The sequence below is a fragment of the Tenacibaculum sp. nBUS_03 genome (assembly GCF_051201695.1).
Lineage (GTDB): Bacteria > Bacteroidota > Bacteroidia > Flavobacteriales > Flavobacteriaceae > Polaribacter.
Genome location: NZ_CP179214.1, coordinates 3,448,386 through 3,475,266, shown reverse-complemented (window position 1 = coordinate 3,475,266; position 26,881 = coordinate 3,448,386). Strand labels below are relative to the sequence as shown.

Annotated in this window: 23 protein-coding genes and 1 pseudogene; 17 read left to right on the top strand and 7 right to left on the bottom strand. The window is 28.4% G+C overall.

All coding sequences use genetic code 11. The features are described 5' to 3' along the window. Positions 1–32 precede the first annotated feature (32 nt). From ACMFBB_RS15765 to ACMFBB_RS15750, 4 genes are all read right to left on the bottom strand, one after another. Entirely contained in the window at positions 33–2,786 is a 2,754-nt protein-coding gene (locus tag ACMFBB_RS15765) for a carboxypeptidase-like regulatory domain-containing protein (RefSeq protein ID WP_435261699.1), read from the bottom strand. A gap of 30 nt (positions 2,787–2,816) precedes the next feature. Further along, a complete protein-coding gene (locus tag ACMFBB_RS15760; RefSeq protein WP_435261698.1) occupies positions 2,817–3,668 on the bottom strand; it encodes a GLPGLI family protein in 852 nt (283 codons plus the stop codon). 74 nt (positions 3,669–3,742) lie between these two features. Further along, complete coding sequence (locus tag ACMFBB_RS15755) at positions 3,743–4,597, bottom strand: GLPGLI family protein (RefSeq protein ID WP_435261697.1); 855 nt, start codon at positions 4,595–4,597, stop codon at positions 3,743–3,745. Further along, positions 4,597–5,316 carry a TlpA family protein disulfide reductase gene (locus ACMFBB_RS15750; protein ID WP_435261696.1) on the bottom strand — a complete coding sequence of 240 codons (720 nt, stop codon included), beginning with the start codon at positions 5,314–5,316 and terminating at the stop codon, positions 4,597–4,599. Before ACMFBB_RS15750 ends, ACMFBB_RS15755 begins: the two co-directional genes overlap by 1 nt. Positions 5,317–5,432: 116 nt before the next feature. Here ACMFBB_RS15750 and ACMFBB_RS15745 point away from each other — a divergent pair, with 116 nt between their 5' ends. The 6 genes from ACMFBB_RS15745 (at position 5,433) to ACMFBB_RS15720 (ending at position 11,514) form a co-directional block, all read left to right on the top strand. Next, a complete protein-coding gene (locus tag ACMFBB_RS15745; RefSeq protein ID WP_435261695.1) occupies positions 5,433–7,028 on the top strand; it encodes a sensor histidine kinase in 1,596 nt (531 codons plus the stop codon). After that, entirely contained in the window at positions 7,021–7,701 is a 681-nt protein-coding gene (locus tag ACMFBB_RS15740; RefSeq protein ID WP_435261694.1) for a response regulator transcription factor, read from the top strand. The genes ACMFBB_RS15745 and ACMFBB_RS15740 overlap by 8 nt, the downstream gene beginning before the upstream one ends. Positions 7,702–7,756: 55 nt before the next feature. Then, positions 7,757–8,371 carry a deoxynucleoside kinase gene (locus tag ACMFBB_RS15735; RefSeq protein ID WP_435261693.1) on the top strand — a complete coding sequence of 205 codons (615 nt, stop codon included), beginning with the start codon at positions 7,757–7,759 and terminating at the stop codon, positions 8,369–8,371. A gap of 806 nt (positions 8,372–9,177) precedes the next feature. Next, positions 9,178–9,378 carry a hypothetical protein gene (locus tag ACMFBB_RS15730; RefSeq protein ID WP_435261692.1) on the top strand — a complete coding sequence of 67 codons (201 nt, stop codon included), beginning with the start codon at positions 9,178–9,180 and terminating at the stop codon, positions 9,376–9,378. A gap of 45 nt (positions 9,379–9,423) precedes the next feature. Further along, the gene (locus ACMFBB_RS15725; protein ID WP_435261691.1) at positions 9,424–10,416 is read left to right on the top strand and encodes a hypothetical protein; all 993 of its coding nucleotides are present in this window, start codon (positions 9,424–9,426) and stop codon (positions 10,414–10,416) included. A 168-nt stretch (positions 10,417–10,584) separates the two neighbouring features. Continuing rightward, the gene (locus tag ACMFBB_RS15720; protein ID WP_435261690.1) at positions 10,585–11,514 is read left to right on the top strand and encodes a hypothetical protein; all 930 of its coding nucleotides are present in this window, start codon (positions 10,585–10,587) and stop codon (positions 11,512–11,514) included. 13 nt (positions 11,515–11,527) lie between these two features. Here the strand turns inward: ACMFBB_RS15720 and ACMFBB_RS15715 are convergent, their stop codons facing one another. Further along, positions 11,528–12,265: a TrmH family RNA methyltransferase gene (locus ACMFBB_RS15715; RefSeq protein WP_435261689.1), complete on the bottom strand. Its 738-nt coding sequence runs from the start codon at positions 12,263–12,265 to the stop codon at positions 11,528–11,530. A 72-nt stretch (positions 12,266–12,337) separates the two neighbouring features. Here ACMFBB_RS15715 and ACMFBB_RS15710 point away from each other — a divergent pair, with 72 nt between their 5' ends. The 10 genes from ACMFBB_RS15710 to folK all read left to right on the top strand — a co-directional run bounded on the left by ACMFBB_RS15710 (position 12,338) and on the right by folK (position 24,656). After that, entirely contained in the window at positions 12,338–14,806 is a 2,469-nt protein-coding gene (locus tag ACMFBB_RS15710) for a BamA/TamA family outer membrane protein (RefSeq protein WP_435261688.1), read from the top strand. 89 nt (positions 14,807–14,895) lie between these two features. Next, positions 14,896–15,954, top strand: coding sequence for a class II fructose-bisphosphate aldolase (gene fbaA / locus ACMFBB_RS15705; RefSeq protein WP_435261687.1), 1,059 nt, complete (start codon positions 14,896–14,898; stop codon positions 15,952–15,954). An 83-nt stretch (positions 15,955–16,037) separates the two neighbouring features. Continuing rightward, positions 16,038–16,895, top strand: a complete 858-nt coding sequence (gene accD, locus ACMFBB_RS15700; RefSeq protein ID WP_435261686.1) for an acetyl-CoA carboxylase, carboxyltransferase subunit beta — start codon at positions 16,038–16,040, stop codon at positions 16,893–16,895. 198 nt (positions 16,896–17,093) lie between these two features. Continuing rightward, complete coding sequence (rpsO, locus tag ACMFBB_RS15695; protein ID WP_093870262.1) at positions 17,094–17,363, top strand: 30S ribosomal protein S15; 270 nt, start codon at positions 17,094–17,096, stop codon at positions 17,361–17,363. 184 nt (positions 17,364–17,547) lie between these two features. Next, positions 17,548–19,776 carry a polyribonucleotide nucleotidyltransferase gene (locus ACMFBB_RS15690; protein WP_435261685.1) on the top strand — a complete coding sequence of 743 codons (2,229 nt, stop codon included), beginning with the start codon at positions 17,548–17,550 and terminating at the stop codon, positions 19,774–19,776. A gap of 117 nt (positions 19,777–19,893) precedes the next feature. Continuing rightward, on the top strand, positions 19,894–20,862 hold the full coding sequence (locus ACMFBB_RS15685) for a C1 family peptidase (RefSeq protein WP_435261684.1): 969 nt from the start codon (positions 19,894–19,896) through the stop codon (positions 20,860–20,862). Positions 20,863–20,964: 102 nt separating this feature from the next. Next, positions 20,965–21,108 carry a hypothetical protein gene (locus tag ACMFBB_RS15680; protein WP_435261683.1) on the top strand — a complete coding sequence of 48 codons (144 nt, stop codon included), beginning with the start codon at positions 20,965–20,967 and terminating at the stop codon, positions 21,106–21,108. Positions 21,109–21,288: 180 nt separating this feature from the next. Then, complete coding sequence (locus ACMFBB_RS15675; RefSeq protein ID WP_435261682.1) at positions 21,289–21,834, top strand: RNA polymerase sigma factor; 546 nt, start codon at positions 21,289–21,291, stop codon at positions 21,832–21,834. Then, positions 21,824–23,008, top strand: a complete 1,185-nt coding sequence (locus ACMFBB_RS15670; RefSeq protein ID WP_435261681.1) for a hypothetical protein — start codon at positions 21,824–21,826, stop codon at positions 23,006–23,008. Before ACMFBB_RS15675 ends, ACMFBB_RS15670 begins: the two co-directional genes overlap by 11 nt. Positions 23,009–23,525: 517 nt before the next feature. Further along, entirely contained in the window at positions 23,526–24,656 is a 1,131-nt protein-coding gene (folK, locus tag ACMFBB_RS15665; RefSeq protein ID WP_435261680.1) for a 2-amino-4-hydroxy-6-hydroxymethyldihydropteridine diphosphokinase, read from the top strand. 24 nt (positions 24,657–24,680) lie between these two features. Here the strand turns inward: folK and gldC are convergent. Together gldC and gldB are read right to left on the bottom strand one after the other, a co-directional pair. After that, positions 24,681–25,018 (bottom strand): annotated as a pseudogene (gene gldC / locus ACMFBB_RS15660) (gliding motility protein GldC). Then, positions 25,015–25,977: a gliding motility lipoprotein GldB gene (gene gldB / locus ACMFBB_RS15655; RefSeq protein ID WP_435261679.1), complete on the bottom strand. Its 963-nt coding sequence runs from the start codon at positions 25,975–25,977 to the stop codon at positions 25,015–25,017. The pseudogene gldC and the gene gldB overlap by 4 nt, the downstream one beginning before the upstream one ends. Positions 25,978–26,070: 93 nt before the next feature. On the opposite strand from gldB, the gene nadE reads away from it, so the two are divergent. Then, the gene (gene nadE, locus ACMFBB_RS15650) at positions 26,071–26,859 is read left to right on the top strand and encodes an NAD(+) synthase (protein ID WP_435261678.1); all 789 of its coding nucleotides are present in this window, start codon (positions 26,071–26,073) and stop codon (positions 26,857–26,859) included. Positions 26,860–26,881 lie beyond the last annotated feature (22 nt).

Sequence of the window (26,881 nt, the reverse complement as noted above, 5' to 3'; positions counted from 1 at the left end):
AATACTCGCCTTTATTTATTCAAATAATCTGTCTATAAATTATACTTAATACTAAGTACGGCTATTCTCGGTTGAATTACATACGAACTATTACTTATAAAAATATCATTACTACTATTCTGATTTAAACTCTTTGAATTTAATAGATTAGTAACTCCAATTTTATATTCCCATTGACTATTTTTCTTTTGATACGTTAAATCAGCTCTTAAAAAACCGTACTTATCAATAGTCTCACCGTCTCTAACAACCTGATTGTATGTATACTTAGAAGTAAACCCAAACTCTTTTAGAAAAAACACATCAAAATTCATATACGGGCTATGTGTTGTAAATATATTTTTTATTCCACCTATATCGGAGTTATTTATTGCAACATTATAACCTACATCAAAATTTGGAGCAGATCTAAAATTTGTACTGAATTTAGTTCTATAACTTTGAGTAAATGTTTTTGTTAACCTGTTTGTAGTCTCATTATTAAACCTATTCGTTATTAAACTATTTAATTTAGCGTATGAAACATTTCCTCCTAAAGTAATTTTAAACTTTCTGTAACTCTTTTGAAAGTTTAATCTTCCTGAAATTGTTTCATCTGGGAACAATGAATTTATAGAAGTTCTAACTTGGTTAACCCCTAGAAATTGAGTATTTGATTTAATAGCATCAATTCTCTTATTATAATTAATAAATCCAAAAACATTTGTATAGTTAAACATATTAAAACTAAAGTAACTTAGGTTAATATTATGTGATAATGAATTTTCTAACTCTCTATTTCCTGAATATAAACTATTGTAATTATTAAATACATACCCTTGAGCTAATTGATTTACATCGGTAAAACTAGTTTCCATACTATAACGCAAACGTAAAGTCTCAGACTTTTTTAAATTTACTTTTATTGAGGCATCAGGAAGAATCCTTGTAAAATCATTAGTAACTATTGATCCTAACTGAGTATTTTTTGACATATAATTATGTAATGTAAATCCTTGATTAAAGGTAAAAATCCCTGTAATAAACTTATAATGTAACCCTAAATACAAATCATTAAAAGTAAAATCTACATCATTCATCGATTCAGTTTTATTTACCTTACTTTTATTTCCATTTAATACTTCAAAAATAGCTGAGTTAAATTTTTGATTACTTAATGTACTTCCAAGAGTTAGATTTATGTTACTTTTTGAATTTAAAACATAGTAATAATCTAATTTTGCATCAAACTTATTTGTTTTTATTCTTTTCTCTTGCATCACATCAAATGGGTTTGCTGATAAGTTTAACCCTATTAAATTAGCAAATGACAATTGTTCTAGTTTAGCATTGTAAAAAGGATCTTCATCTTGCCATAGATGCTGCGCTTCAAAAGCAAAAATATTTTTATCATTTAAAGTATAATAGTAATTAAGATTTTGATTTAAAGAAAATGGATTTTGTGTTGAAATTTGATTAATCGGAACAATTTCGTTGTTCGCATTCAAGTATGTTCTATTTGAAATTGTAGATTGTTTTTGTTCTTGCCCAGAAACCTTTGCAAAAATATCGTAGTCAAATTGATTTGCTGAATTTGGCTTATAACTAGAACTTAATTTAAACAACCCTAAGTCGCTTATTTGAGACGTTTCATCTTGAGTAGTTTCAGTATCAATTATTTTACCAGCGACTGGCGGTATGTTATTTTTATCAATTGTAGCGTTTGAATACGTTCTACTTGTCATTTGTTCAATATCTGTTTTATTCCCTGAATAGATTGCAAAACCACTCAAATCCCATGTTTTCTTTGGGGAATAACTAAAGTTTACAGCTCCAAACTTAGTTTCTATCTCTTTAGCCCTATTATTCTGAAGTGTCAAAAAAGATATATCATTAGAACCAACATTGAAGTTTGTTCCATTACTGCTACCTCCTAAACTTCTAAAACCACCAGTAAACTTAAAATAGTCTCGCATTGTAAAAGGAACTTCTCCTATATTATTTACATCGGTAATTATATTCACACTATACTTAGGATTATAATAAAACAGTTTAGGGTGTGCTATATAACGTTCTTTACTAGTTCCCATTCCTAATCCGGCTGTTACTTCTCCAAACCAGAAATTCTTTTTACCCTCTTTTAACTTTAAATTAATAACAACATTATCTTCATTATCAGTAACCCTACTTAACTGACCAACTTCGCTATGATTTTTCAATACCTGAACCTTATCTATGGCATCTGCAGGGATATTTTTAGTAGCTAACTTACTATCTCCATCAAAAAAATCTTTTCCTTCCACCATTACTTTCTTAACTGTTTTACCCTCAACTTCAATTTCTCCATCATCATTTACCTCAATACCTGGAAGTTTCTTTAGCACATCTCCTAATTTTTTTTCTGTACCACTTTTAAAACTATCTGCATCATACACTATAGTATCTCCCTTAACTGTTACCGGCATTTTATACGTTATGTTAACCTCATCAAGAGTATCATCTTTTAACATACTAATACTTTTTTCAATATCTGTCTCCTTTGAATTTACAGAAACCTCAACTGTTTTTTTACCTATGTAACTAACCTTTATACTATAATTAGAATTCTTTTTTAAATTTAGCTTATAATTCCCTTTGCTATCTGTAAAACCATAGGAATCTAATTTTTTTGTTTGTTTATTTATAGCTATAACATTAGCCATTTCTAAGGGGGTTCCTATGCTATCTTTCACAACTCCTTTCATTGTTACTTGGGCAAAAGCCCCCCATGTAGACATAAAAATGACTACCAATAATATTTTTTTCATTTTGTTGATTACTAAATTATTGTTATTTGTTTAAAAACGCCCTCTTCCTCGTCCTCCTCCTCTTCTTCTCTGAAACATTTCTCTCATTTCTTCCATTTTTTTCTTCATAATCTTATTATACTCTTCTCTCGATACTTGATCTCCTTTTGTTGGAGCTTCAATTTCTGTATCTTCATCTTTTACATTCATTATTACTTCAGAACATAAAATAGTAGTTCTTCCCTCGTTTATCTCAAGAATTAAACCTGGCAACCCCCAATATTCTCCTGGACCGTTGCTTACCGGTATTTGAGGAGTATACCATGCTGTTACTGTAATTTCTTTTGGAATTTCAATATCCTCCGTCACTTTCGTATTTTTTGATGAATCAGAAGCTTTATTTCCTTTTCCTCTTCTTCTCATATTTCTCCAATCAAAAGCGTCTACTTTTTTCACTAACGTAGCTTTAAAACAAGTATATTTTCCGATTTGTTTTGTGTCACTACCAAGCTCCCATTTTGGCTTTTCAGCACTATCAGTTATTAAAAATTTTTTACCAAAAAACTCAACTGATTCTAAAGATTCTTTTGTTTGTAAATTTTTGTACTTAACCCCTCCTCCTGTAAATCCTCCAAAGCGAAATCCTCTGGTACCTGGAGCTTGTAATTTTGCTTCTTCCTTGTATATCGATTCTTTAGTCGTAAAATTTAAAACATAGGATTTTTCAAGAAAATTTTTCATGCGTGATTTAATCTGCTTTTTTCTTTCTTCAGACATATTTGCCCCCCATGAACTCATATCAACAGTTGTTTTAGATTGATATACCGCTCTTCCCTGAAACTGTTGTTGCGACCATAATGAAATGGTACATAAAAGAAATAAATAAGTAGTAATTTTTCTCATATCTCTGGTGTTATTTTTGAATAATTCTTAATATTTAAGAATTAGACTATAAACAATACCAAAGGTTTAATTGATTACCCTTGAATTTCAATATTATATGAATTTCCGTCATTACTTTTACGTTTGTTTTTAAAACGCTCCATCATATCTTTAGAATGTTCATCCATAATTTCATTAAACTTTTCTTGTGTTACTTTTTTACCTTTTTTAGGTTCTTTAATTGACACTTTTTCAGATGGGTTTAATACTATTTCTGTACAAACAATTGTTTGTTTACCATCTTGTATTTCTAAAATTAAACCAGGTAAACCCCAAAACCTTTCTGGGCCATTGCTAACTGGTATTTGTGGGGTATACCAAGCTATTGTTTCTATCATTACCTTTTCTTTTTTCTCGTCCTTTTCTCCATCAGTCATTGAAAAAGAAGTTCTCGTTTCTTCTCTTTTTCGAGTAGCTTTGTAACAAGTATAGTTTCCTATGTTTTTTGTTTCACCACTCATTTCCCATTTATAATCGGTTAGTTTATCTTTAATTAAAAAACGCTTACCACTAATTTCTGTTTTGTTTGAAAACCGTTTGTCATTGATATTCTTATACAAAACATCAGATCCACCACCAGTTCCCATAATTTGAATTTGAATACCATTCATTTGTCCTCCAGGAGATGATAGTTCTTCATTTTGCTTATATACAGACTCTGATTTATTAAAATTTAGAGTATATGTTTTTTGAAACTGTTTCATTAATTGAGCTTTTAATTGTTTTTGCAATGCATCATCAATCATCCCTTTAGCTTTTGCCTTCCCTTTTCCTTTATCCAAGTTTAAATCAAATTTTCGATGTGTTTTATAAATTGCTTTTCCTTGAAAACTTTGAGCATTCATTAATACTCCACTTAATATTAATGCTATTAAAATTATTTTTTTCATTATTTTATATTTAAGGTTTTTATTATATCTTCAAAACTATTTGCATTCTTTATAACCATTTTCCCATTTATTGTTTGGTATGGTAATCCTGATTCTAGCACTTTTATTTTTAAATTTTCATCTAAAAAAACATTTAAAGGGAATGACTCTATCTCCAATTCATCAATAAAATCTTTAACGTTAACAATATGTTTAAAATGGAATTCCTCTTTAGATAAAAAACTGTTAACTTCGGCTTTATTTTCATAAGTCATAGAAATAAAATTTATAGAATTTTTATATTTCTTTTTAAGCTTATTTAAGTGTGGCATTTCATCAATACAAGGTTTGCATTTAGTAAACCAAAAATTTATAAGAGTAGGTTTACCTCTTAATGATTCTAATGAAATTTCTTTACCATTGATGTCTTTAAATTTAAAACTTGGAAACTCCTTACCTACTAAACTTTCCATTTTTGATTTCTTTGATTTATTATCCTTTACATCAAAAGATATAAAATGAATTATTGAATCATTTCTTCTTTCTGTTTTCTTAATTTTTGTTCCAACAAACATTTCTTTTTTAAAAATTTTAGTGAATTTTTTCTTGATATTATCTCTTTCTTCTTTTAACTTTAATTCACTAATCATTTCATTTCCATTAGATGTATAAACCACAGTTTGTGCTTTTAGTAAAGATGAAATAAATAATGCACCTACAAAAACTAGTATTCTTTTCATTTTATAATTATTTTGATACCACAAATATGTAAATCAATTCATTATCTATTAGTTAACGAGTGTTAACGAGTGTTAACCACTAATTTTTATACACTTTAACTCCTTATCTTTGAAATATGAATGAAAAAAAGCATCGTTGGATTTTCTATTTAATCTCTGCTACAATTATAGCAACCATTACTGTTCAATTATATTGGAATTATAAAAATTATGAGCAAAACAAACAGTATGTTATAAATGAAATACAGGAAAGCCTTGACAACTCTATTGAAGAATATTTTTTAAAACTTAGCAAAGAAAATTTCTATACTATTATACAACCTAAAAAAATTACAAAACAAGATAGTTTAGTTAAACAAAATATTTTAAATGATATTTTTTCTCCTTTAAAAAAAAATAAAGTAAAAGACTCAAGTTCTTTTAAAATTTCTTCACTAGAGTTTACGACAAATAGCTCAAAAGAATTTAAGGCAATGGATTCTATTCTTATAGACTCAATTTTGTGTGATATAAATTTGGATATAAATAAATCACAAAAACAACTCCCCTCAATTGTTGGAGTAACACAAATTTCAAAAGATAAAAAAACTGGAATTCACATAAATTCTGACCACAAAGTTAGCAACGTTAAAGTTTTTACTGGCAAACAAGCTTCCGACAGTTTAAAACTTATCAAAGGTTTACAAACTATGTTTATTTCAATCAAAAACGACACTATTAATCATACTAAAATAGATTCGATTTTACGTAAAGACTTGCAAAGAAAAGGTATTTTCATGTCTTACTATTTTCGCCATAAAAAAAAGGATTCTATCATATTTAGTAATAAAATGGAAAACTATGAATCCTTTCCTTTGGTTAGTGAAGCTAAATCTACTTTTTTAAAACTAGATGAAGAAATTGCATTGCATTATGGTAATCCAAGAATTGAAGCTTTAAAAAGAAGTTCTACTGGTATTTTACTCTCATTTATTTTATCTTTAGCAGTCATTAGTAGTCTGTTTTATTTACTGCGAATTATAAATAAACAAAAAGAACTTGCCGAAATAAAAAATGATCTTATAAGTAACATTACTCACGAATTTAAAACTCCAATTACAACCGTTTCTGCTGCTATTGAAGCTATCGATAATTTCAATATGATCAATGACAAAGAAAAAACGAAAAAATATCTTTCAATTTCTTCTATTCAGCTAAAAAAGCTACATCAAATGGTCGAAAAACTACTAGAAACAGCTACGCTAGACAGTGAGAAATTACTCTTAAAAAAAGAAGAAATAAACATTATTGATTTAATAGAAAAAACGACAAAAAAACATCAGCTGATTAACAATTATAAAACTATTTCTTTCTCTTCTAGTATTGAGAAATATAATATTGAAGTTGATACATTTCATTTCGAAAATGCAGTTTCAAATTTAATAGATAATGCTGTAAAATATGGTGGTGATATTATTGAAATTAACGTTAATAAAGTTTTAGATACCCTAGAGGTATCAATAGCTGATAATGGAAAAGGAATAGAAAAAAACCAACAAGAACGAATTTTTGATAAATTTTATAGAGTTCCTAAAGGAAATACTCATGATGTTAAAGGATTTGGTATTGGATTATACTACACTAAAAAAATTATTGAAAAACATGAAGGATCTATTTTTCTAATGTCAAATTCTAAACACACTATTTTTAAAATCAACTTACCAAATGGATAAAAAAATAAAACTTCTTTTAGCCGAAGATGAACCTAGCTTAGGTCAAATTATTCAAGAAAGTCTAGAAACCAGAAACTTTGAAGTTCATCATGCTCAGGATGGTGAAGAAGCTTTAAAATTTTATCATGAAATAAATCCTGATGTTTTAGTATTAGATGTGATGATGCCCAAAAAAGACGGCTTTACTTTAGCAAAAGAAATAAGATTGGAGAATAAACAAATCCCTATTATTTTTTTGACTGCAAAATCACAAACAAAAGATGTATTGGATGGATTTAATCATGGCGGTAATGACTATTTAAAAAAGCCATTTTCGATGGAAGAACTTATTGTAAGAATTCAATCATTACTTAACAGAAATGCATTAAAAATTAATCAAGAAAAAATTACAATAGGCAACTATATTTTAAACTATCCTAAACAAGTTTTAACCTTTGAAAATGATTCAGAATTATTAACACACAGAGAAAATGAATTGCTATTTAACTTATCACAAAATAAAAATGAAATTCTAGACAGAGCTTTTATTTTAAAAAAACTTTGGGGTAACGATGATTTTTTTAACGCTCGAAGCATGGATGTTTTTATATCAAAACTTAGAAAAAAACTTCAGAAAGACAATAATGTACAAATTGTTAACATTCGAGGTTATGGTTATAAATTGATTTGTTAAACCTCCTCTCAATTCTAATTTTTTATGTAGTTTTACCAGCAGAAATTCACAAATTATGCATGTAGCTATTGCCGGAAACATCGGTGCAGGAAAAACCACTCTAACTAAATTATTAGCAAAACATTACAACTGGGACCCTCATTTTGAATCAGTAGATGAAAACCCATATTTAGATGATTTTTACGCTGAAATGGAACGTTGGTCTTTTAACTTACAAGTGTTTTTCTTGAACAGTCGTTTTCGTCAAGTTTTGGAATTACGTAAATCTGGAAAAAAAATTATCCAAGACAGAACCATATATGAAGATGCTCATATTTTTGCTCCTAACTTACATGGAATGGGATTAATGACAAATAGAGATTATAGCAATTATAGTTCTTTGTTTGAATTGATGGAAAACTTAGTTACTCCTCCAGATTTGTTAATTTACCTACGTGCTGACATTTCTACCCTGGTTGGTCAGATTCATAAAAGAGGTAGAGAATATGAAAATTCAATAAGTATTGATTATTTAAGTAGGTTAAATGAACGCTACGAAGCATGGATTTCTACATACGACAAAGGGAAATTGTTAATTATTGATGTTGATGATTTAGATTTTGTAGAAAACCAAGAAGATTTAGGGATAGTAATTGATAAAATTGATGCTCAAATTAATGGCTTATTTTAGGCTCCCCCCCTGTTTTAGAATCTAAAAAAGACAAAACTATGATTTTTTTCATATTTCTATATTTCTTACGTTGACAAAATGGGTATAAACATAGTTATTATAAATAATAAATCTATCTAAAGATAGAATACTTCCCTTTCTTATTAGTCATTAATTGTTTTTTTTGAGCTGTAATAAAAATGACGTTACTTATGCGGAAGCACATAGATACAAACTACTTATGTATAAACGGCTTACAACTTCAAAAGAAGTTGTTTTGGCACACAATTATATCATCAACAAGAGACCTCTTTTTTATCCATTATCTATGAACAGATAGATATAGTAAAACAAAAAAGAATACAATAGAAACTTTAATTTCCCTAAACCGAACTTCAAAATAGGCCTAGACATTAAATACATTGAAACTGTTAGAGTCTAATAAAATTCTAGATGTAGAATAGATATGTTATAAAAATAAAATTCACGAATGATTTTTTTAGTAACGCCAATAAAATAGCCTTTTCATTTTTGGAAAAATTAAAAAGATTAATTGTAATATCAACAAAATTAGATAAGCTAATACATCGCTACATTTCAAAGATTACACATTACACCAACAACTAATCTAATATATTTTCATTTTATGTCTTTTAAAAGGGTAATGAAAACAAGTACACTATACTTGATTATATAAACAAACAAGTGCTGACACACTTTATCTAAGTCATAGATTATTTAATTGTCAGATTAAAAAACTATGCAAATATTTATTAACAAGAAGACTACACTTGCAAATTTGTAGGCATTACCAAAATCTATTAATCATGAAAAAATTTGAAAGTTTTAGAAAATTTGAAAACGAAAAAACAGAATTAAACAAAATAAAAGGAGGTGCTCCAAACTGGGAACAAACACTAAGCGCAGGCCCAAATGGGGAAGATCAAGGTGATTTAGGTCTTAGATGTTATATGAATGGTAATTACGACTTTGATGTGTATGCTAAACAACAAATATTTAGATCTTAAAATAACTCTTACCACCACTTTCAGTGGTGGTTTTCATTCTAATTCATGAATCAAAAAATAATAAAACACCCCGAATATTTAATAATATCCTCAAAAAATGACAGAAATTTAAAATTCATAGCAGATTGGTTGGCCTATTTTAAAGTTAACTTTTTCTGTATCAATACTTATAATGATCTTATTAGTATTTACAATTATGATATGCAAACCGAGGAAATGCTTTTATTGATTAATGATAAAAAACATGAAACCATAATAAACTTAAATAAATTGAAAACTGTTTTTATCAGAAATGGTGAGTTAAAATTCAATGTTAATAAAATACCTGATATTCTATTGAACCAAAACTCAGTTAAAGATTATTTTTACAGTTATATTCAAAATTTAGACGAATTTCTTGCATATTTTTTTCAAAAAAAATATAATATCATTGGCTTATGGGGTTTAGCGCTTATTAACAAACTTATTGTTCTAGAAGAGTCTAAAAAATGTGGCTTTAAAATTCCTCATACATATTTAAAAACAAACTTCAATGATTTAAACTCAAACGAAAATTACATTTCAAAAACTCTAGCGATTCCACTAAAAATGGAAACAAAAACTCAAAAGTTTTTAAACTATACAGCACGGATAGAAAACACTTCTTCTTCTGAAGAATTCATGACTTCTCTTATTCAAAAGGAAATAAAAAAACTATTTGAAATCAGAGTTTTTGTTTTCTTGAAAAAAATTTATGCAATGGCTATTTTCTCTCAGATGAATAAAGAGTCTGCCGTTGATTATCGTGTATACAATACTGAAAACCCATACTTAGACGAACCCTATACTATTCCTGACTCTCTTAAAACAAAAATTTTTAAATTAATGAGCTATCTTAAATTAAATACAGGCTCATTTGATTTTATTTATACAGAAGATGATGAATATTACTTTTTAGAAGTAAACCCTATTGGTCAATTTGGATATTTAGGTAATGTGTGTGGCATAGATTTAAATAAAGTAATTGCGCAAGAAATAATTCAATATGAAGGACACTAAAGAATATACGGAGTTTATTAAAAAGCATCAACTTCCTTTAGACATGTTAAATACCCGTTCATTTTCTAAAAAAGGATTTATCCCAAAAGAAACTAATAGTTTTTACTCCAAAAATAGCAGATCAAATTGGAACTTTTTTACAGTACCTATAAAAAAAATAGTGTAAACATGTTTGTAATTTCAAGTAACATAACTTTAACTAAAGGTTATAAAAAAAGTATTTTAGGTAATTTTAAAAATAATAATCTATTCCATATAGAAAACAATCAAGCTTTTGAAATTCATGAATTGATAAAAAAACGTTTTTTTAAAAAAGAAGATGTAACACCTGGTTTATTTGATTTTTTGACAGAAAACAGGATGGTTTATAAGATCCCAGAGAATACTAAAAATAATTTTCCTAAAAAAAAATTACAATACGAATCAAAGTATCACATAGAGTTTTTAATTTACAACTATTCTTCTTTAATTGGAATTGACGAAGTAATTGATATTTGCGAAAAAATTTGTGTGCCAAATTTAGTTATTGATCTTAACAGCAATATTATAAATCAGATTGAAGAAAAAATAAAAGACAAACCCTTCCCTGAATCAGTTACTATTCTTACAAATAATAAAGAAATCTTACTAGAAAAAAATAGATTTAGAATACTAATCACACAAAAAGATAATAGACCTTTTGTACATAGAGACTCTGTAGATTTTAATTACCCATTATTCGTAGAATCTCATTTTCACCATAATTATTTTAATAAAAAGCTATATATTGGAAATAAAGGAGAAATTAAAAACACACCCGAATCTATAGAGATATTTGCTAATTTGGATGATTTGAATTTGATAGAGAAACTCAGTGAAATTATTACTAGCAACGAATTTCAAAAATTTTGGAATGTTCACAAAGATGCTTGTGATGTATGTAAAGATTGTGAGTTTAAATATATGTGTGTAGATAATAGAATACCTCAAAAAAAGAATGAAAAAGAATGGTTTCATACAACAGAATGCAACTACAATCCATACATTGCAAAATGGAAAGAAGAAAAAGGATATATTACTATTAAAGAATTAGGGAGTACTAGTAATAATTTTATTTAAACATTAGAGAAAACTAACCTAACCTTCTTTTAAACTCACTTAATAAAATAGCAGTAGCAGTCGCAACATTTAAGCTTTCAGTTTGTTGAACCTCTCCAAATCGAGGAATTGTTAACTTGTTTTCAACAATTGTTGCTATTTCAGAAGAAATACCATTTGCCTCATTTCCCATAACTAAAATAGCTTTTTGTGGCAATGAATGTTTTTCATACACATTTTCACCATCCATATCCGCTGTAAAAACAGGTAAATCTGTAGCTTTCAAATAATCAGAAAGTTGGGCATAACGAATATTAACCCTAGTTAAAGACCCCATGGTTGATTGTACCACTTTTTGATTGTAACAATCAACAGTATTATCTGAACAGATAAGTTCTTCTACACCAAACCAATCACATAAACGGATGATTGTTCCTAAATTCCCAGGATCATTTATTCCATCAAGAGCTACAATAAAATCATCTTTTCTAGTTAATTTTTCTTCTGGAATTCTAAATAATGCTAAAACTTTATTGGGACTTTTTAATGAACTTACTTTTTTTAATTCCACTTCAGAAATTTGAATTACATTTATATTTATATCAAATCTCAAAAAATCATCTACACAAAATATCTGATAAACTTCTAAATTAGATTTTAATAATTCATTTACTACCTTAATTCCTTCTGCAATAAATAATTTATGCTTTTGTCTATACTTTTTTTGCTGTAAACTAGTTATTAATTTTATATTATTTTTAGATAAGCTCATTAAATAATTTTTAACATTATAAAACCACCAAAAAACAGTATTTTTGGTAATTAAATTCGAGGCGTAAAGTTAATGAAAAAACTTTCTTTCATCCTTTTATTATTAGTATTATTCTATTCATGTAATACAATAAAATATGTAAAAAAAAACGAATTGCTATTAGCAAGAAATACTGTATTTGTTGATAGTGTAAAAACTTCAGATGAAAATTTAAATGAGCTTTTAATACAACGCCCAAACGCCAAAACTTTTGGACTTCCTTTATCATTACATTTTTACAATATTGGAAATCCTGAGGGACCTAAAACTCCTAGTATGTGGGGTAAAAAACACCCTAAAACATATTCTTTTTTTAAAAATATATTCTCAGAGAAACAAAGTATATCTGCAGCAAAGTCAGCTATCAGCTTCAATAATTGGTTTCTAAAAAGTGGACAAGCCCCCATCATTATAAGTGATAAAAAAACCAAAAGAACTATAGAAAATCTAAATACCTACTTACAAAACCAAGGGTATTTTAAAGCGAAAATTACTTCAAAAAAAGACACTATATCTAGTAAAAAAGGAGCAATATCTTACTATATCAATAAAGGGAAAGCATTATTTATAGACTCTATTTCTAGAGAAATTAAATCTCCAGTTTTAGATTCTATTTACAAAATTAGCAAATATGAAAGCTACTTAAAACCTAATCAACAATATAATGATCAAAACTTTATCAATGAAGCTAATAGACTAACAAAACTTTTTAGGAATAATGGTGTTTTTCACTTTGATAAAAATAACAGTATCGATTTTTACGTTTCAGATACTGCGAATTATAAAACAAACATAGAATTAGTTATTTCGGATAGAACAGTCGAAGAAAATGGGAATTATTATACAAAACCCTATAAAATTCAAAAAATAAAAAGAATAAATGTTGTTACAGATTATTCTTACAGCAAAAAAAACAGCCCATACAAAGATTCAACTCTATACAAAAACGTTCAGTATTTAGCTCATGATAAACAAAAATACAACCCCAAATACCTATCACAATCTTTATTTATAAAACCTAACAATGTTTACAGTGATTCTCTCCGAAACTTAACAAGAACACATTTAAGGGGGCTACAAAACTTTAAATCAACTTCTATTAGATTTAATGAATTAAATGACCACGAATTAGAAGCAAATATCTTTTTAACTCCAAAAGAAAAATACACCTTAAGTTTTGATTCGGAACTTTCTCGCTCTAACATTAGAAATTTTGATGTGTCTGGAAAGTTTTCTTTAATTAATAGAAACACATTTAAAGGTGCTGAAATATTTAAACTATCGGCACTTGGCTCGTACTTTAACTCTAATAATGGTCCTGGTTGGGAGTTGGGTAGTAATATATCATTAGAAGTTCCTAGGTTCATGGCTCCTTTTGGATTACATAAGTTTGTTCCTAAAAGCATGTTTCCTAAAACAAAGTTTTTTGCGGGAATAAATATTCAAAAGAACATAGGGTTAGATAAACAAAATATATCTGTTGGTGTTGATTATAGATGGAAGTATAATAGAAAAAAGACAATTCAATTAGAATTAATGAACGCACAATATATTCGTAACTTAAACGTTCAAAACTATTTTTCAATTTATAGATCTGAATATAACAAATTAGTAGCTATCGGAAAGGTAGTTGCCCCATCAATACCAATTCCATTAAATATCTCTGGAAGCTTTAATCAAATAACAAAATATGTTGGAGATATAGCAGATAAAATAACTGACCCTAATGATTTAAAAACAATTTTAAATATCATTAATAGATATCAAATAGTTACCTCTGATTTTTTAATTCCTGAAATCGCTTATAGCTTCACCTATAATAATCAACAAGGGGCTAAAGATCAAAGCTTCTCTTTCTTCAAAATAAGAGTAGCAAACTCTGGTAATGTAATGGGAATTTTATCAAAACAAAAAAATGAAAACAACCAATCAACAGTTTTTAAAATCCCAGTAGCCCAATATTTCAAAACAGATATAGAATATAAAAAATATTGGAGTTTAGGTAATAATTCTGTTCTTGCACACAGAACATTTTTAGGAGCTATTTTTACCTATAATAATTCAGAAATTCCTTTTTCACGTAGTTATTTTGCTGGAGGGTCAAATGACATAAGAGCTTGGAGAACTTATGATTTAGGGCCTGGAACAAGACTTCCTGGCTTAGAGTACAACATTGGTAGTTTTAAATTCTTAACAAGTTTTGAATACCGCTTTGACATACTGGGCTCTCTTAAAGGAGCTTTATTTACTGATGCTGGTAATATATGGAGTATTAATAATTATGATGTTATTGATGAATCTGAAAAGCTTAATGGCTTTAAATCGATAAAAGATTTAGCGGTAGCTGGTGGTTTTGGATTAAGATATGATTTTAAATTTTTAATTGCACGTTTGGATTTAGGCTTTAAGATTCATGAACCATACGCACCAGAAAATAAATGGTTCAATAATTTTAATTTCTCTAGCTCAGTATTAAACATAGGTATTAACTACCCATTTTAACGAAAACGTTATCATAAAAAAATCGTCGGAACTTAGCTAAAAAAGTGTAGATTTGTCTTTTCAAACAACTGTAAACTAAAAATTATAAAATGATAAAAGCTGGAGTTGCCACAGGTAAAGAAGTTCAAGAGATTTTTAAATTAGCAAAAGAAAAAAACTTTGCCTTACCCGCAGTTAATGTTGTAGGTTCAAATACTATTAATACAGTATTAGAAACTGCAAAAGAACTAAATTCACCTGTAATTATTCAATTTTCTAATGGAGGTGCGCAATTCAATGCTGGAAAAGGTTTATCTAATGAAAACGAAAAATCGGCTATTGCTGGAGCAGTAGCTGGAGCAAAACATATACATTTATTAGCTGAAGCTTATGGTGTACCAGTAATTTTACATACTGACCACGCTGCTAAAAAACTATTACCTTGGATTGATGGTTTATTAGATGCAAGTGAAGAATTTTATAAAGAAACAGGGAAATCATTATATAGCTCTCATATGATTGATTTAAGTGAAGAGCCACTTGAAGAGAACATTGAAATTTGCAAAAAATACTTAGCTCGAATGAGTAAAATGGGTATGACACTAGAAATTGAATTAGGAATTACTGGTGGAGAGGAAGATGGTGTAGATAATTCAGATGTAGACGTTTCTAAGTTATACACTCAACCAGAAGAAGTAGCTTATGCTTACGAAGAATTATTAAAAGTAAGTGATCAATTTACAATTGCAGCTGCTTTTGGAAATGTTCATGGTGTTTACAAACCTGGAAACGTAAAATTAACTCCAAAAATCTTAAAGAATTCTCAAGAATATATCTCTGAAAAATACAATGTTCCACATAATTCGATAGACTTCGTTTTTCACGGAGGTTCAGGATCTACTTTAGAAGAAATTCGTGAAGCAATAGGATATGGTGTAATTAAAATGAATATTGATACTGATTTACAGTATGCTTTCACTGAAGGTATTCGTGATTATATTACAGAAAAATCAGCATATTTACAAGCACAAATAGGAAATCCTGAAGGGAGTGATATGCCTAATAAGAAATACTATGATCCTCGTAAATGGTTGCGCGAAGGAGAGCAAACATTTAAAGCTAGATTAAAAAAGGCTTTCGAAGATTTAAATAATGTTAATACTTTATAGTAATTTAGCTTTATCAAAAAAATAAAAAAGCTATCGAAAAAGAAAACCAAATACTCATAAACAAATAACTATAGACGAATATTATGGCTTGGTTTAAACGTAAAGACAAAGGAATTCAGACCCCAACTGAAGAAAAAAAAGACACACCAAAAGGCTTGTGGTATAAAACCCCAAGCGGAAAGGTAATTGATACTGAAGAATTAAAGAAAAACCTATATGTAAGTCCTGAAGATGGATATCATGTACGAATAGGTAGCAAAGAATATTTTGAATTATTTTTTGATAACAATGAATTTAAAGAATTGGATGCAAAACTAACTGCTAAAGATCCTTTAAAATTTGAGGACACTAAAAAATACCCAGAACGTTTAAAGGATGCTCAAAAGAAAACAGGATTAAAGGATGCCGTTAGAACTGCTGTTGGAAAATCAATGGGTAAAGACATTGTTATTGCTTCAATGGATTTTGCTTTTATTGGTGGTTCAATGGGAAGTGTTGTTGGAGAAAAAATAGCACGTGCTATTGATTATTCAATCAAAAACGAGTTACCTTTCTTAATGGTTTCAAAATCTGGAGGAGCTCGTATGATGGAAGCATCTTTATCACTAATGCAATTAGTAAAAACTTCAGCTAAATTAGCACAATTAGCCGATGCTAAAATACCGTACATATCGTTATGTACCGACCCAACAACTGGAGGAACAACAGCTTCTTTTGCAATGCTTGGTGATATTAATATTGCTGAACCAAATGCTTTAATTGCTTTTGCCGGACCCCGCGTTGTAAAAGACACAACTGGTAAAGAATTACCTGAAGGTTTCCAACGTTCTGAATTTGTTCTTGAACATGGTTTTCTGGATGGAATTTATGAAAGAAAAAAACTAAAACAACAAGTTAACTTATATATTGACCTGATACAAAATCAACCTATTAGAGCATAAAATAAAAAGCCAGTTAAAACTGGCTTTTTTCTTTTATAAAGAAAAGTAGAATATCTATCTGATTACTTTATATTTAACATCATTAGTTGTTATTGTATTTTTCTTATCTAATTGAGTTTATCATAAAAAAATAATTGTACATTTGCACCTTCAATGAAAAATCATTGAGTACATTAAAATCATTTAAACAATATTGGTATGTATTTAACTAAAGAAGTAAAACAAGAAATTTTTGCTAAACACGGTAAAGGTAACAACGATACTGGAACAGCAGAAGGACAAATTGCGTTATTCACGCATAGAATTAACCATTTAACTGAGCACTTAAAAAGAAATCGTAAAGATTTTAATACTGAGCGTTCTTTAGTAAAAATGGTAGGTAAGCGTAGAAGTTTGTTAGATTACTTAAAGAAAAAAGAAATCAACAGATATCGTGCAATTATCAAAGAATTAGGTATTAGAAAATAATCCTTACAAAAAGAGGCAGGAATTTCCTGCCTCTTTTTTATTGTAAAAAATTGAATAAAATTCATTACTTTTAGCTTCGTTTTTAATTTTAAAAACTTCAATTAAAAGTATTTATACTTCCATTGAAAACAACAGCAACACAACAACACAAAAAACGAATTAAAATTTTTAGAAAAAACACTTTATGATTCCAAAAGTATTTAGAGAGGTCATTGACCTTGGAGATGGAAGAACCATTTCATTAGAAACGGGTAAATTAGCAAAACAAGCACACGGTTCAGTTGTTGTTCAAATGGGAAAAGCAATGTTGTTATGTACAGTTGTATCTAACTACAAACAATCTGATGTTGATTTTTTACCATTAACTGTAGACTATAGAGAAAAATTTGCAGCCGCAGGGCGATATCCAGGTGGTTTCTTTAAAAGAGAAGCAAGACCTAGTGATGGAGAAGTACTAACAATGCGTTTAGTAGATCGTGTATTACGTCCATTATTTCCAAAAGATTATCATGCAGAAACACAGGTAATGATTCAATTAATGTCACATGATGAAAACGTTATGCCAGATGCTTTAGCTGGATTAGCTGCTTCAACTGTGATTCAACTAAGTGATATTCCTTTTGAAACTCCTATTTCAGAGGTAAGAGTTGCAAGAGTAAACGGTGAATTCATTATCAATCCTAATAGAACTCAATTAGCCGATGCAGATTTAGATATGATGATTGGTGCCTCTGCTGACTCTGTTATGATGGTTGAAGGTGAAATGGATGAAGTTACAGAAGAAGAAATGGCCGATGCTATTAAATTTGCTCATGAGGCAATTAAAGTTCAATGTGCTGCACAGGTACGTTTAGCTGAAGCTTTCGGTAAAAAAGAAACTCGTGAATACGAGCCTGAAAGGGAAGATGAAGAACTAGCGAAGAAAATTCATGATGCTGCATATCAAAAATGTTATGACATAGCAAAAAAAGGAACTTCCAAAAAAGAAAGAGGTTTGGCTTTTTCTGAAGTGAAAGAAGAAATTATTGCTTCATTTACAGAAGAAGAAATTGAAGACTTTGGAGATTTAATTGGAAAATATTTCAATAAAGCACAAAAAAATGCGGTTAGAGAATTAACTCTTTCAGAAGGCTTACGCTTAGACGGACGTAAAACTACTGATATAAGACCAATTTGGTGTGAAGTTGATTATTTACCTTCTACTCATGGTTCTTCTATTTTTACTCGTGGTGAAACTCAAGCTTTGGCTACAGTTACATTAGGAACTTCTAGAGAAGCAAATCAGATAGATATGCCTTCTTATGAAGCTGAAGAAACATTCTATTTACACTATAATTTCCCTCCTTTTTGTACAGGTGAAGCTAGACCATTAAGAGGAACTTCTAGAAGAGAAGTTGGACACGGTAACTTAGCACAACGAGCATTAAAAGGAATGATCCCTGAGGATTGTCCTTATACAGTTCGTGTAGTATCTGAAGTATTAGAATCAAACGGTTCTTCTTCTATGGCAACTGTATGTTCTGGAACTATGGCTTTAATGGATGCTGGAGTTCAACTAAAGAAACCAGTTTCTGGTATCGCTATGGGATTAATTTCTGATGGTGATCGTTATGCTGTTCTATCTGACATTTTAGGAGACGAAGATCACTTAGGTGATATGGACTTTAAAGTAACTGGTACTGCTGATGGTATTACCGCTTGTCAGATGGACATTAAAGTTAAAGGTTTATCTTACGAGATATTAGTTAATGCATTAAAACAAGCTCGTGAAGGTCGTTTACATATACTTGAAAAGTTAACAGATACTATTGCTCAACCTAGCAAAGAGGTAAAAGCACATGCTCCAAAAATGATTACCAGAACTATCCCTAATGATATGATTGGTGCTTTTATTGGACCAGGTGGTAAACATATTCAAGAATTACAAAAAGAAACAGAAACTACCATTGTTATTAATGAAGACCCTGTTACTGAAGAAGGAATTGTTGAAATTTTAGGAACAAGTCCTGAAGGAATTGAAAAAGTTATTGCTCGCATTGAGTCTATGATGTTTAAACCAGAAAGAGGCTCTGTTTATCAAGTTAAAGTAATTAAAATTTTAGATTTTGGTGCTGTAGTAGAATATACTGAAGCTCCAGGTAATGAAGTTTTATTACACGTAAGTGAATTAGCTTGGGAACGTACAAATAATGTTACTGACGTTGTTAAACTAGGTGATATACTTGATATTAAGTATTTTGGAATTGACCCTAAAACTCGTAAAGAAAAAGTTTCAAGAAAAGCATTATTACCTAAACCTGAGGGCTATGTAGCAAGACCTCCTAGAGATAATAATAGAAATAGAGATAACAATCGTGGGCGTGATAATCGTCGTGATGAAAGAAAACCTAGAGAAGCTAAAAAGGAAGAATAAAAACTTTCATTTTTTATAAAAAAATCGCCAAAAAATATTTTTTGGCGATTTTTTTTGATTTTAACGCAACCTTTTTTAATTACTTAGACTATTAAATAATACTCTAAATTATTTAAAATGAGAAAAAAAAGTCAACTATTTATTATCTCTCTGTTTGTTATTTTTATGTATAGCTGTGAATATTCATACATTCAGTTACCTCTTGAAAATGAAACCCCTCCTATTATTGTACCTGATGTAATTACTTCTCAACAATGTCCTAACGATCCTAATCTAACAGGAAATATTTGTGATGATACTTTAAAAAACTCTTCATTAGTTGAACTAATAAATTTAATTACAATTCCCGATAGTTTACCTAGTTCGGTAGACTTATCAACAAACATACCACCTGTAAGAAGTCAGGGGTATCAGAGTAGTTGCGTATCATGGGCAACAACCTATTATTTAAAAAGTTATCAAGAAAAAATACAACACAACTATCATTACTCGTCATATAAAGATGTAATGAGCCCTTCTTTTGTGTATAATCAAACTAAAGAAGACTCAAACTGCTTCTCAGGTTCTAGTATTCAAAATGCTTTAGAATTCTTAAAAACTCAAGGAACAGTTAGCTGGGAAGAGTTTCCTTACAGTGATATTAGTTGTTCTAGCTTACCTACCAATAAACAACTTACCCTAGCTAAAAAAAATAAAATTAAAGAGTATTATTATGTTAACGTTCCTGACACAATTACCAAAAAGAACTACACATTGATAAATCTAGTAAAAACATTGCTATACCAAAAACAACCTATTGTAATTTCTATGGACTTTAAAAACCTTGATTTTGAAAACCAAAATGGACAATATATTACAAATACTTATAGTAAATATCCCATTGAAGGTCTTTGTGGACATGCAATTTTAATAGTTGGATATGATGATAAAATGAATGCATTTAACATTGTTAACTCATGGGGAACAAACTGGGGGAACCAAGGGTATTGCTGGGTTAATTATAATTTTTTTCTTAAAAAAGAGAATAAAGACTACCAAAAGGGACTTACCAGTGCTTATGTAGCGTATGATGAAGATGATACTTAGAAAATATTTTTTTAGTATGAAAATACTTACGTTATTGTTTTTATCCAAATAATAACAAGCTATTCAAAAAAAGTTATACCTAAGCTTAATTAAGAACAATCAATGTTAGATTCTAATCAAAACGCATTTACCTCTATAAAAATTAAATCTAAAAATGTTTATAAAACAAAAATTGACGAAACAACTTATAATGGAATGCCTTTATCTAAGACATACGACACTTGGTCCTTAAATGGAAAACTTTAACATACTTATTCAAATGATATAAACCTAAATTAAGTTAAATAACATTTTAAAAATCATAAAAACATATTTTTTAGCGCAAGGTTCACAGAATGCTTTAAAATTGTAAAATAACTATTTAATATTATTTATATTATATTTTCATTTACTTTAAACTTTATGTAAATGTTAAAGAAATAAAAGTTGGAATTAAAAAAAATAATTAATTCTTGTATAAAAAAAGAACACCAAGCACAAAACACGCTTTATAAACGATATAAAGATGTATTATTCGGTGTATCCTTAAAGTATTGTACAAACAGAGAAGAAGCACAAGACAACCTTCAAGATTCTTTTATTGAAATTTTAAACAATATAAAAAAATTCAATAACAAAGGGTCTTTTGAAGGATGGATGAAAAGAATTACAATTAATAAAGCAATTGATAAATACAAAAAAAACATAAAATCAAGCGCTAGTTTGCAAGATATACATTTAAAAGATACAATAGAAATACCTCCAATAAATGAAATTCCACTATCCATAATATTAAAATTTATTCAAGAATTACCAGATCAATACAGATTATGTTTCAATCTATATGAATTAGATAACTACTCTCATAAAGAAATTTCTAAAATGCTTTCTATATCAGAAGGGACTTCTAAATCTAACTTATTTAGAGCAAAAAAAATATTAAAAAACAAAGTGCTAAACTATAAAAAAACAAACAGTTCACATGAAGAATAATAAAGACATAGGTGATGTTTTTAGAGATAGATTAGAAGGCTATAAAGATACGCCTGATGATTTTGTTTGGAATAATATTACATCAGAACTTAAACCAAGAAAGAAAAACTGGACTAATAAAATCATCATTATACTACTATTAATAGGCCTATTAGTATTAACAATATATATAAAACAAAGAAAAATAGCTTTAAGACCAATTAACAAAATAGAAGAAGTTAATAATAACGTATGCAAAACTATAGAAAAAGGAAAAAAGTCCACTAGTTGCAGAAGCATTAAAGAGAAGAGAAAAGAGAAAAATAATGTAAATTTTAAAAAGACTAAAAAAATTGATAAAAAAGTTACAGTTATAAATAAAAAAACAATAGTACTTAAACAACCTAGTAAAATTAAAAGAAATTATATTAAACTTAAAATTAAAGGAGTTAAACCATATAACTGTACTAGCTCAACTTCTACAATAGATAAAAATACTTATGAAAATCAATCAACAAAAAGAAAAATAAGTGTAACTGCAAATTTCGGAGTTAACTACTTTAACTCCTTAAGTAATTTAAATGATATTTATAGTAATAAACTTGGTTCAAACACAATAGATCACTCATACTCTTACAACTATGGTATGTATATTAATTATAGAATTAACAATACATTTTTAATAAGACTTGGCATACAAAAACTAAGATTAAAAAGCAATATCAACAACATTAATACTAAAAACATCAGTAGTCAAATTTCAACAATTCTAAAACAACCTGGTATAACAATCAGTAGTAACAATAATGAAATTAATAATTTTATTAGCACTGATAATGTGATTAATATAACACAAGAGGTAAATTATTTAGAATTCCCATTAGAAATGAAATATAAAGTTTTAAATGGACATTATAATTTAAGTACCATAGTAGGATACAGTATGCTATATCAAGAAAGTAATACTCTTTACCTAAGTAGTTCTAATAAAGAAAAACTGAATATTGGTTATAATAATTCATTTAATGATAAAGCTGGATCAATAAACTTAGGTATTTCTTCAGAACTTAAATTATTTAAAAACACTTATTTTAATCTAGAATTAAATTATAAAAAATATTTCAGCCTTCAACATAAAGCTTTAGGAACCCCTAACAGCTTAGGCATACAATTAGGTATTAACTATAAATTTTAACTAATTATTTTGTATTAAAAATCAAAAGGCTACCAAGAATTTGGTAGCCTTTATAATTAAAAGATTTTTTATAAATCAAGATATAATTCCCCAATTATATTCTTAAAAAAACCTTACTCTATTAAGAAATTCAATTATAAAACAATCAAATTTTACTTTACCCTACCTAGTAATCATTTTATCTAAGTCCAAACAAACCTAAATTAAATTAACGGATATTAATTGCTTTTTGATCCGTTTATATGCTCTCTTTTTTTGCCCTTTAGATATTTTAAAAGGCAAGGATATAAAAAGACATATCAACTCTAGTATTCGCAAAAATAAACTCACTACTTTCATTCTTTCTATCTTTTAAATTAATAAACAGTTAAAAACTAATTATAATAGTATAACTAATTAAAAGTTTTTTACCCTACTTTTTATAAAACAACAAAAAAATTTATGTTACCATTATTAAAATAAAACTCTTCTTTATATCTATATTCTTTTATATTTTATTTTTCTTTGTATTCTATAAATGAAAATACAACGAATTACATACCTTTCATTAGGAACAAACCAAGGAAGTAAGTTAAAAAACTTACAAATTGCAATTGATATGGTTGCAAATAAAGTAGGATCGATACTAAAGGTTGCCCCAATATATGAAACACCCTCTTGGGGATTCAGCAGTAATAATTTTTATAATACTTGTATAAAAGTATCTACCTACTTACCTCCTGAAACATTAATCTCAACTCTTCTTAAAATTGAGAATGATATAGGTAGAATAAGAAACGATAATAATTCGTATTCTGATAGGTTAATAGATATTGATATTCTTCTTTTTGATGATGAAATCATTTTTTCAAAAAACTTAATAGTTCCTCATCCTAGAATGCTAGAACGGAAGTTTGCACTTGTTCCATTAGTTGAAATTGCAAAAAATGTAATTCATCCTATTGAAAAAATAAAGATAATTGACTGTTTAAATAACTGTACAGATACATCAAAAATAAAGACTGTTCCTGAAAAACTAAACAGACCGATACCTATTACCGAAAAGTATAATTATATAGCGATTGAAGGTAATATTGGAGCTGGAAAGACTTCTTTAACAAAAATGATGGCTGATGAATTTAATGCAAAAATAGTTTTAGAACGTTTTGCTGACAATCCGTTTTTGCCAAAATTTTACAACGACAATGAACGATATGCATTTCCATTAGAAATGAGCTTCTTGGCAGATAGATACCAACAACTTTCGGAGGACTTAGCTCAATTTGATTTGTTTAAAAATTTTATTGTTTCTGACTATTATATTTTTAAATCATTAATTTTTGCTCAAATTACTCTTCAGAATGATGAGTATACTTTATATAGAAAAATGTTTGACATGATGTATAAAGAAATTACAAAGCCAAACCTTTATGTGTATCTATATCAAAATACAACACGACTATTACAAAACATAAAAAAAAGAGGTCGTGATTATGAACAAAATATTGAAGCAAGTTATTTACAAAAAATTCATGATGGTTATAGTAATTTTATAAAAACTCAACCAGATCTCAATATTCTAATTATTGATGTTTCTAATTTAGATTTTGTTAATAATTCAGAAGATTATGAATTTATAATTAATAAAATAAAAAACCATACTTCATAAAAAAAGCAACTGAAAAGTTGCTTTTTATTTTTTTACTAGCTCTAATTTTTCTGCAAAATAATCGCAAAAATCTCTCATAGTAGCACTCATTTTCTCATCATTTGTAGCTCTTTCAAACGACCCTGCCATAGATACTAATGTTTGATGAAAAAACTGTTTCATTTCATCAACTGGCATATCTTTAGTCCATAGATCCATTCGAAGTGTATCTTTTGTCTTGTGATCCAGACTGATAACATAATAGCCTTAGTATCTTCATTTTTAATTCCACCGTCTTCAGCATTCCATGAAATTTCCTCAGGTATTCTATTCTCGTCTAACCCTACTTTAAATGCTATTTCCGATTTATGTACTACACTCATTTTCTTCTTGGTTTATAATTAGATTTTTTAAAGATTTCCTCTTCGTTTGTTTGTATTAATTGATGCAAAGATACATCATTCTTCTCCATAAACGACCTTACAATTTGCCATCCAATCCACTCTCCTATTCTTCCTGGTGACAAGGTATCTTCTTCTTTATAAAATTTTGAAAAAGGAGCTATTTCTAAAAATCTTCTGTCTAAACTTTTATCAGTACTAAACAACAAATCCTTTTCCATAAAGTATTGCCATATTTGTTCTTCATTATTTTTAGCCCAACCGTATTTCAACTCGTTGTATCCAATTTTTATTCGATCATTAATCATGGGCAAATAAGCATCTAACAAATACATTTTTTTCCCTTTATACACCATCTTATGAATAAAAGTTCTTCCCTTTCCTGTCAATATTTGCTTATTTATGATAGAGTTAGCTACATCAATTATTATTCGTTCCTTGGTATTATTTTCCTTAATATACGCAGGGTACTCTCCATAAAATTCATGCTTTTTTCCTAAATAAGCATCTAATGAAATTAGCATCAAACTATCAGCATACACTACTCTATGATCATAATCAATATTTGTAAGCATGGTTACTACCCTAGGACTCTTAAATTTTGTGTTATAGTATTTTACATGCTTAAACAATAATGTTAACTCATTTTTCAACTTATCTATAGTAGGATATTTTTTTTGCACTTCAACAAACAAATCTTGCTCATCTTTATCTTTTCTTTTCTTTAACCACACACTATCATGAACACCGAAAGGAAATAAAAATGAATAGTGTTGTTTCAACTCACTTAATTGTTTTTCGGGAACATCATAAAAATCTATATCAAATCTATCAAGTTTAAAATTTATTGAAATATTAGATACATCAACCTGATTTTTATTTATGTTTTTACAAGAAAAAAACAACACGATTATCAAAAAAAGGGCTAAAAATTTTTGCATTAACTTTAGTATATTTACGTTCAAATTTTACAACGTCGAAATTACTAAAATAGTTTGACCAAGTAAAAACTTATACACACTAATACTTACAAAATGGATACACCTAAAGTTGCTGAGCATATTATTAAATGGTTAAAAGATTACGCTACTAATGCAAAAGTTAGTGGGTTTATTGTTGGAATTTCGGGAGGAATAGACAGTGCTGTAACATCTACACTATGTGCTAAAACTGGTTTAACAACATTGTGTGTTGAACTACCAATACACCAAGCACCTTCTCAAGTTAATAGAGCTAATGAACATATAAAACAGCTAAAAAAACGTTTTAAAAATGTTAGCGAAGTTGAAGTTAATTTAACTAATACTTTTGAAGATTTTAAAAAAGTAGTTCCACAAGTTACTTCATCTCCTAAAGTAGATTTAGCACTGGCAAATACTCGTGCTCGTTTACGTATGACTACCTTGTATTACTTTGCTGGATTACACGGATTATTAGTTGCTGGAACTGGTAATAAAGTTGAAGATTTTGGCGTTGGTTTTTTTACTAAATATGGTGATGGAGGTGTCGATTTAAGCCCCATTGCAAATCTAGTAAAATCAGAAGTTTACAAACTTGCGGAATATTTAGAAGTTCCAATGTCAATCCAAAAAGCAAAGCCTACAGATGGCTTATTTGGAGATAGTAGAACGGATGAAGATCAAATTGGAGCTTCATATGATGAATTAGAATGGGCTATGGACATGCAGGAAAAAGGGAAAGTTAGTTCTGACTTTACTGACAGGGAGAAAGAAGTATATGATATATATACCCGACTAAACAGAATAAATCAACATAAGATGATTCCTATACCTGTTTGTGAGATTCCAAAAGAATTAAAGTAAATTAACAGACACCATCTGTTGC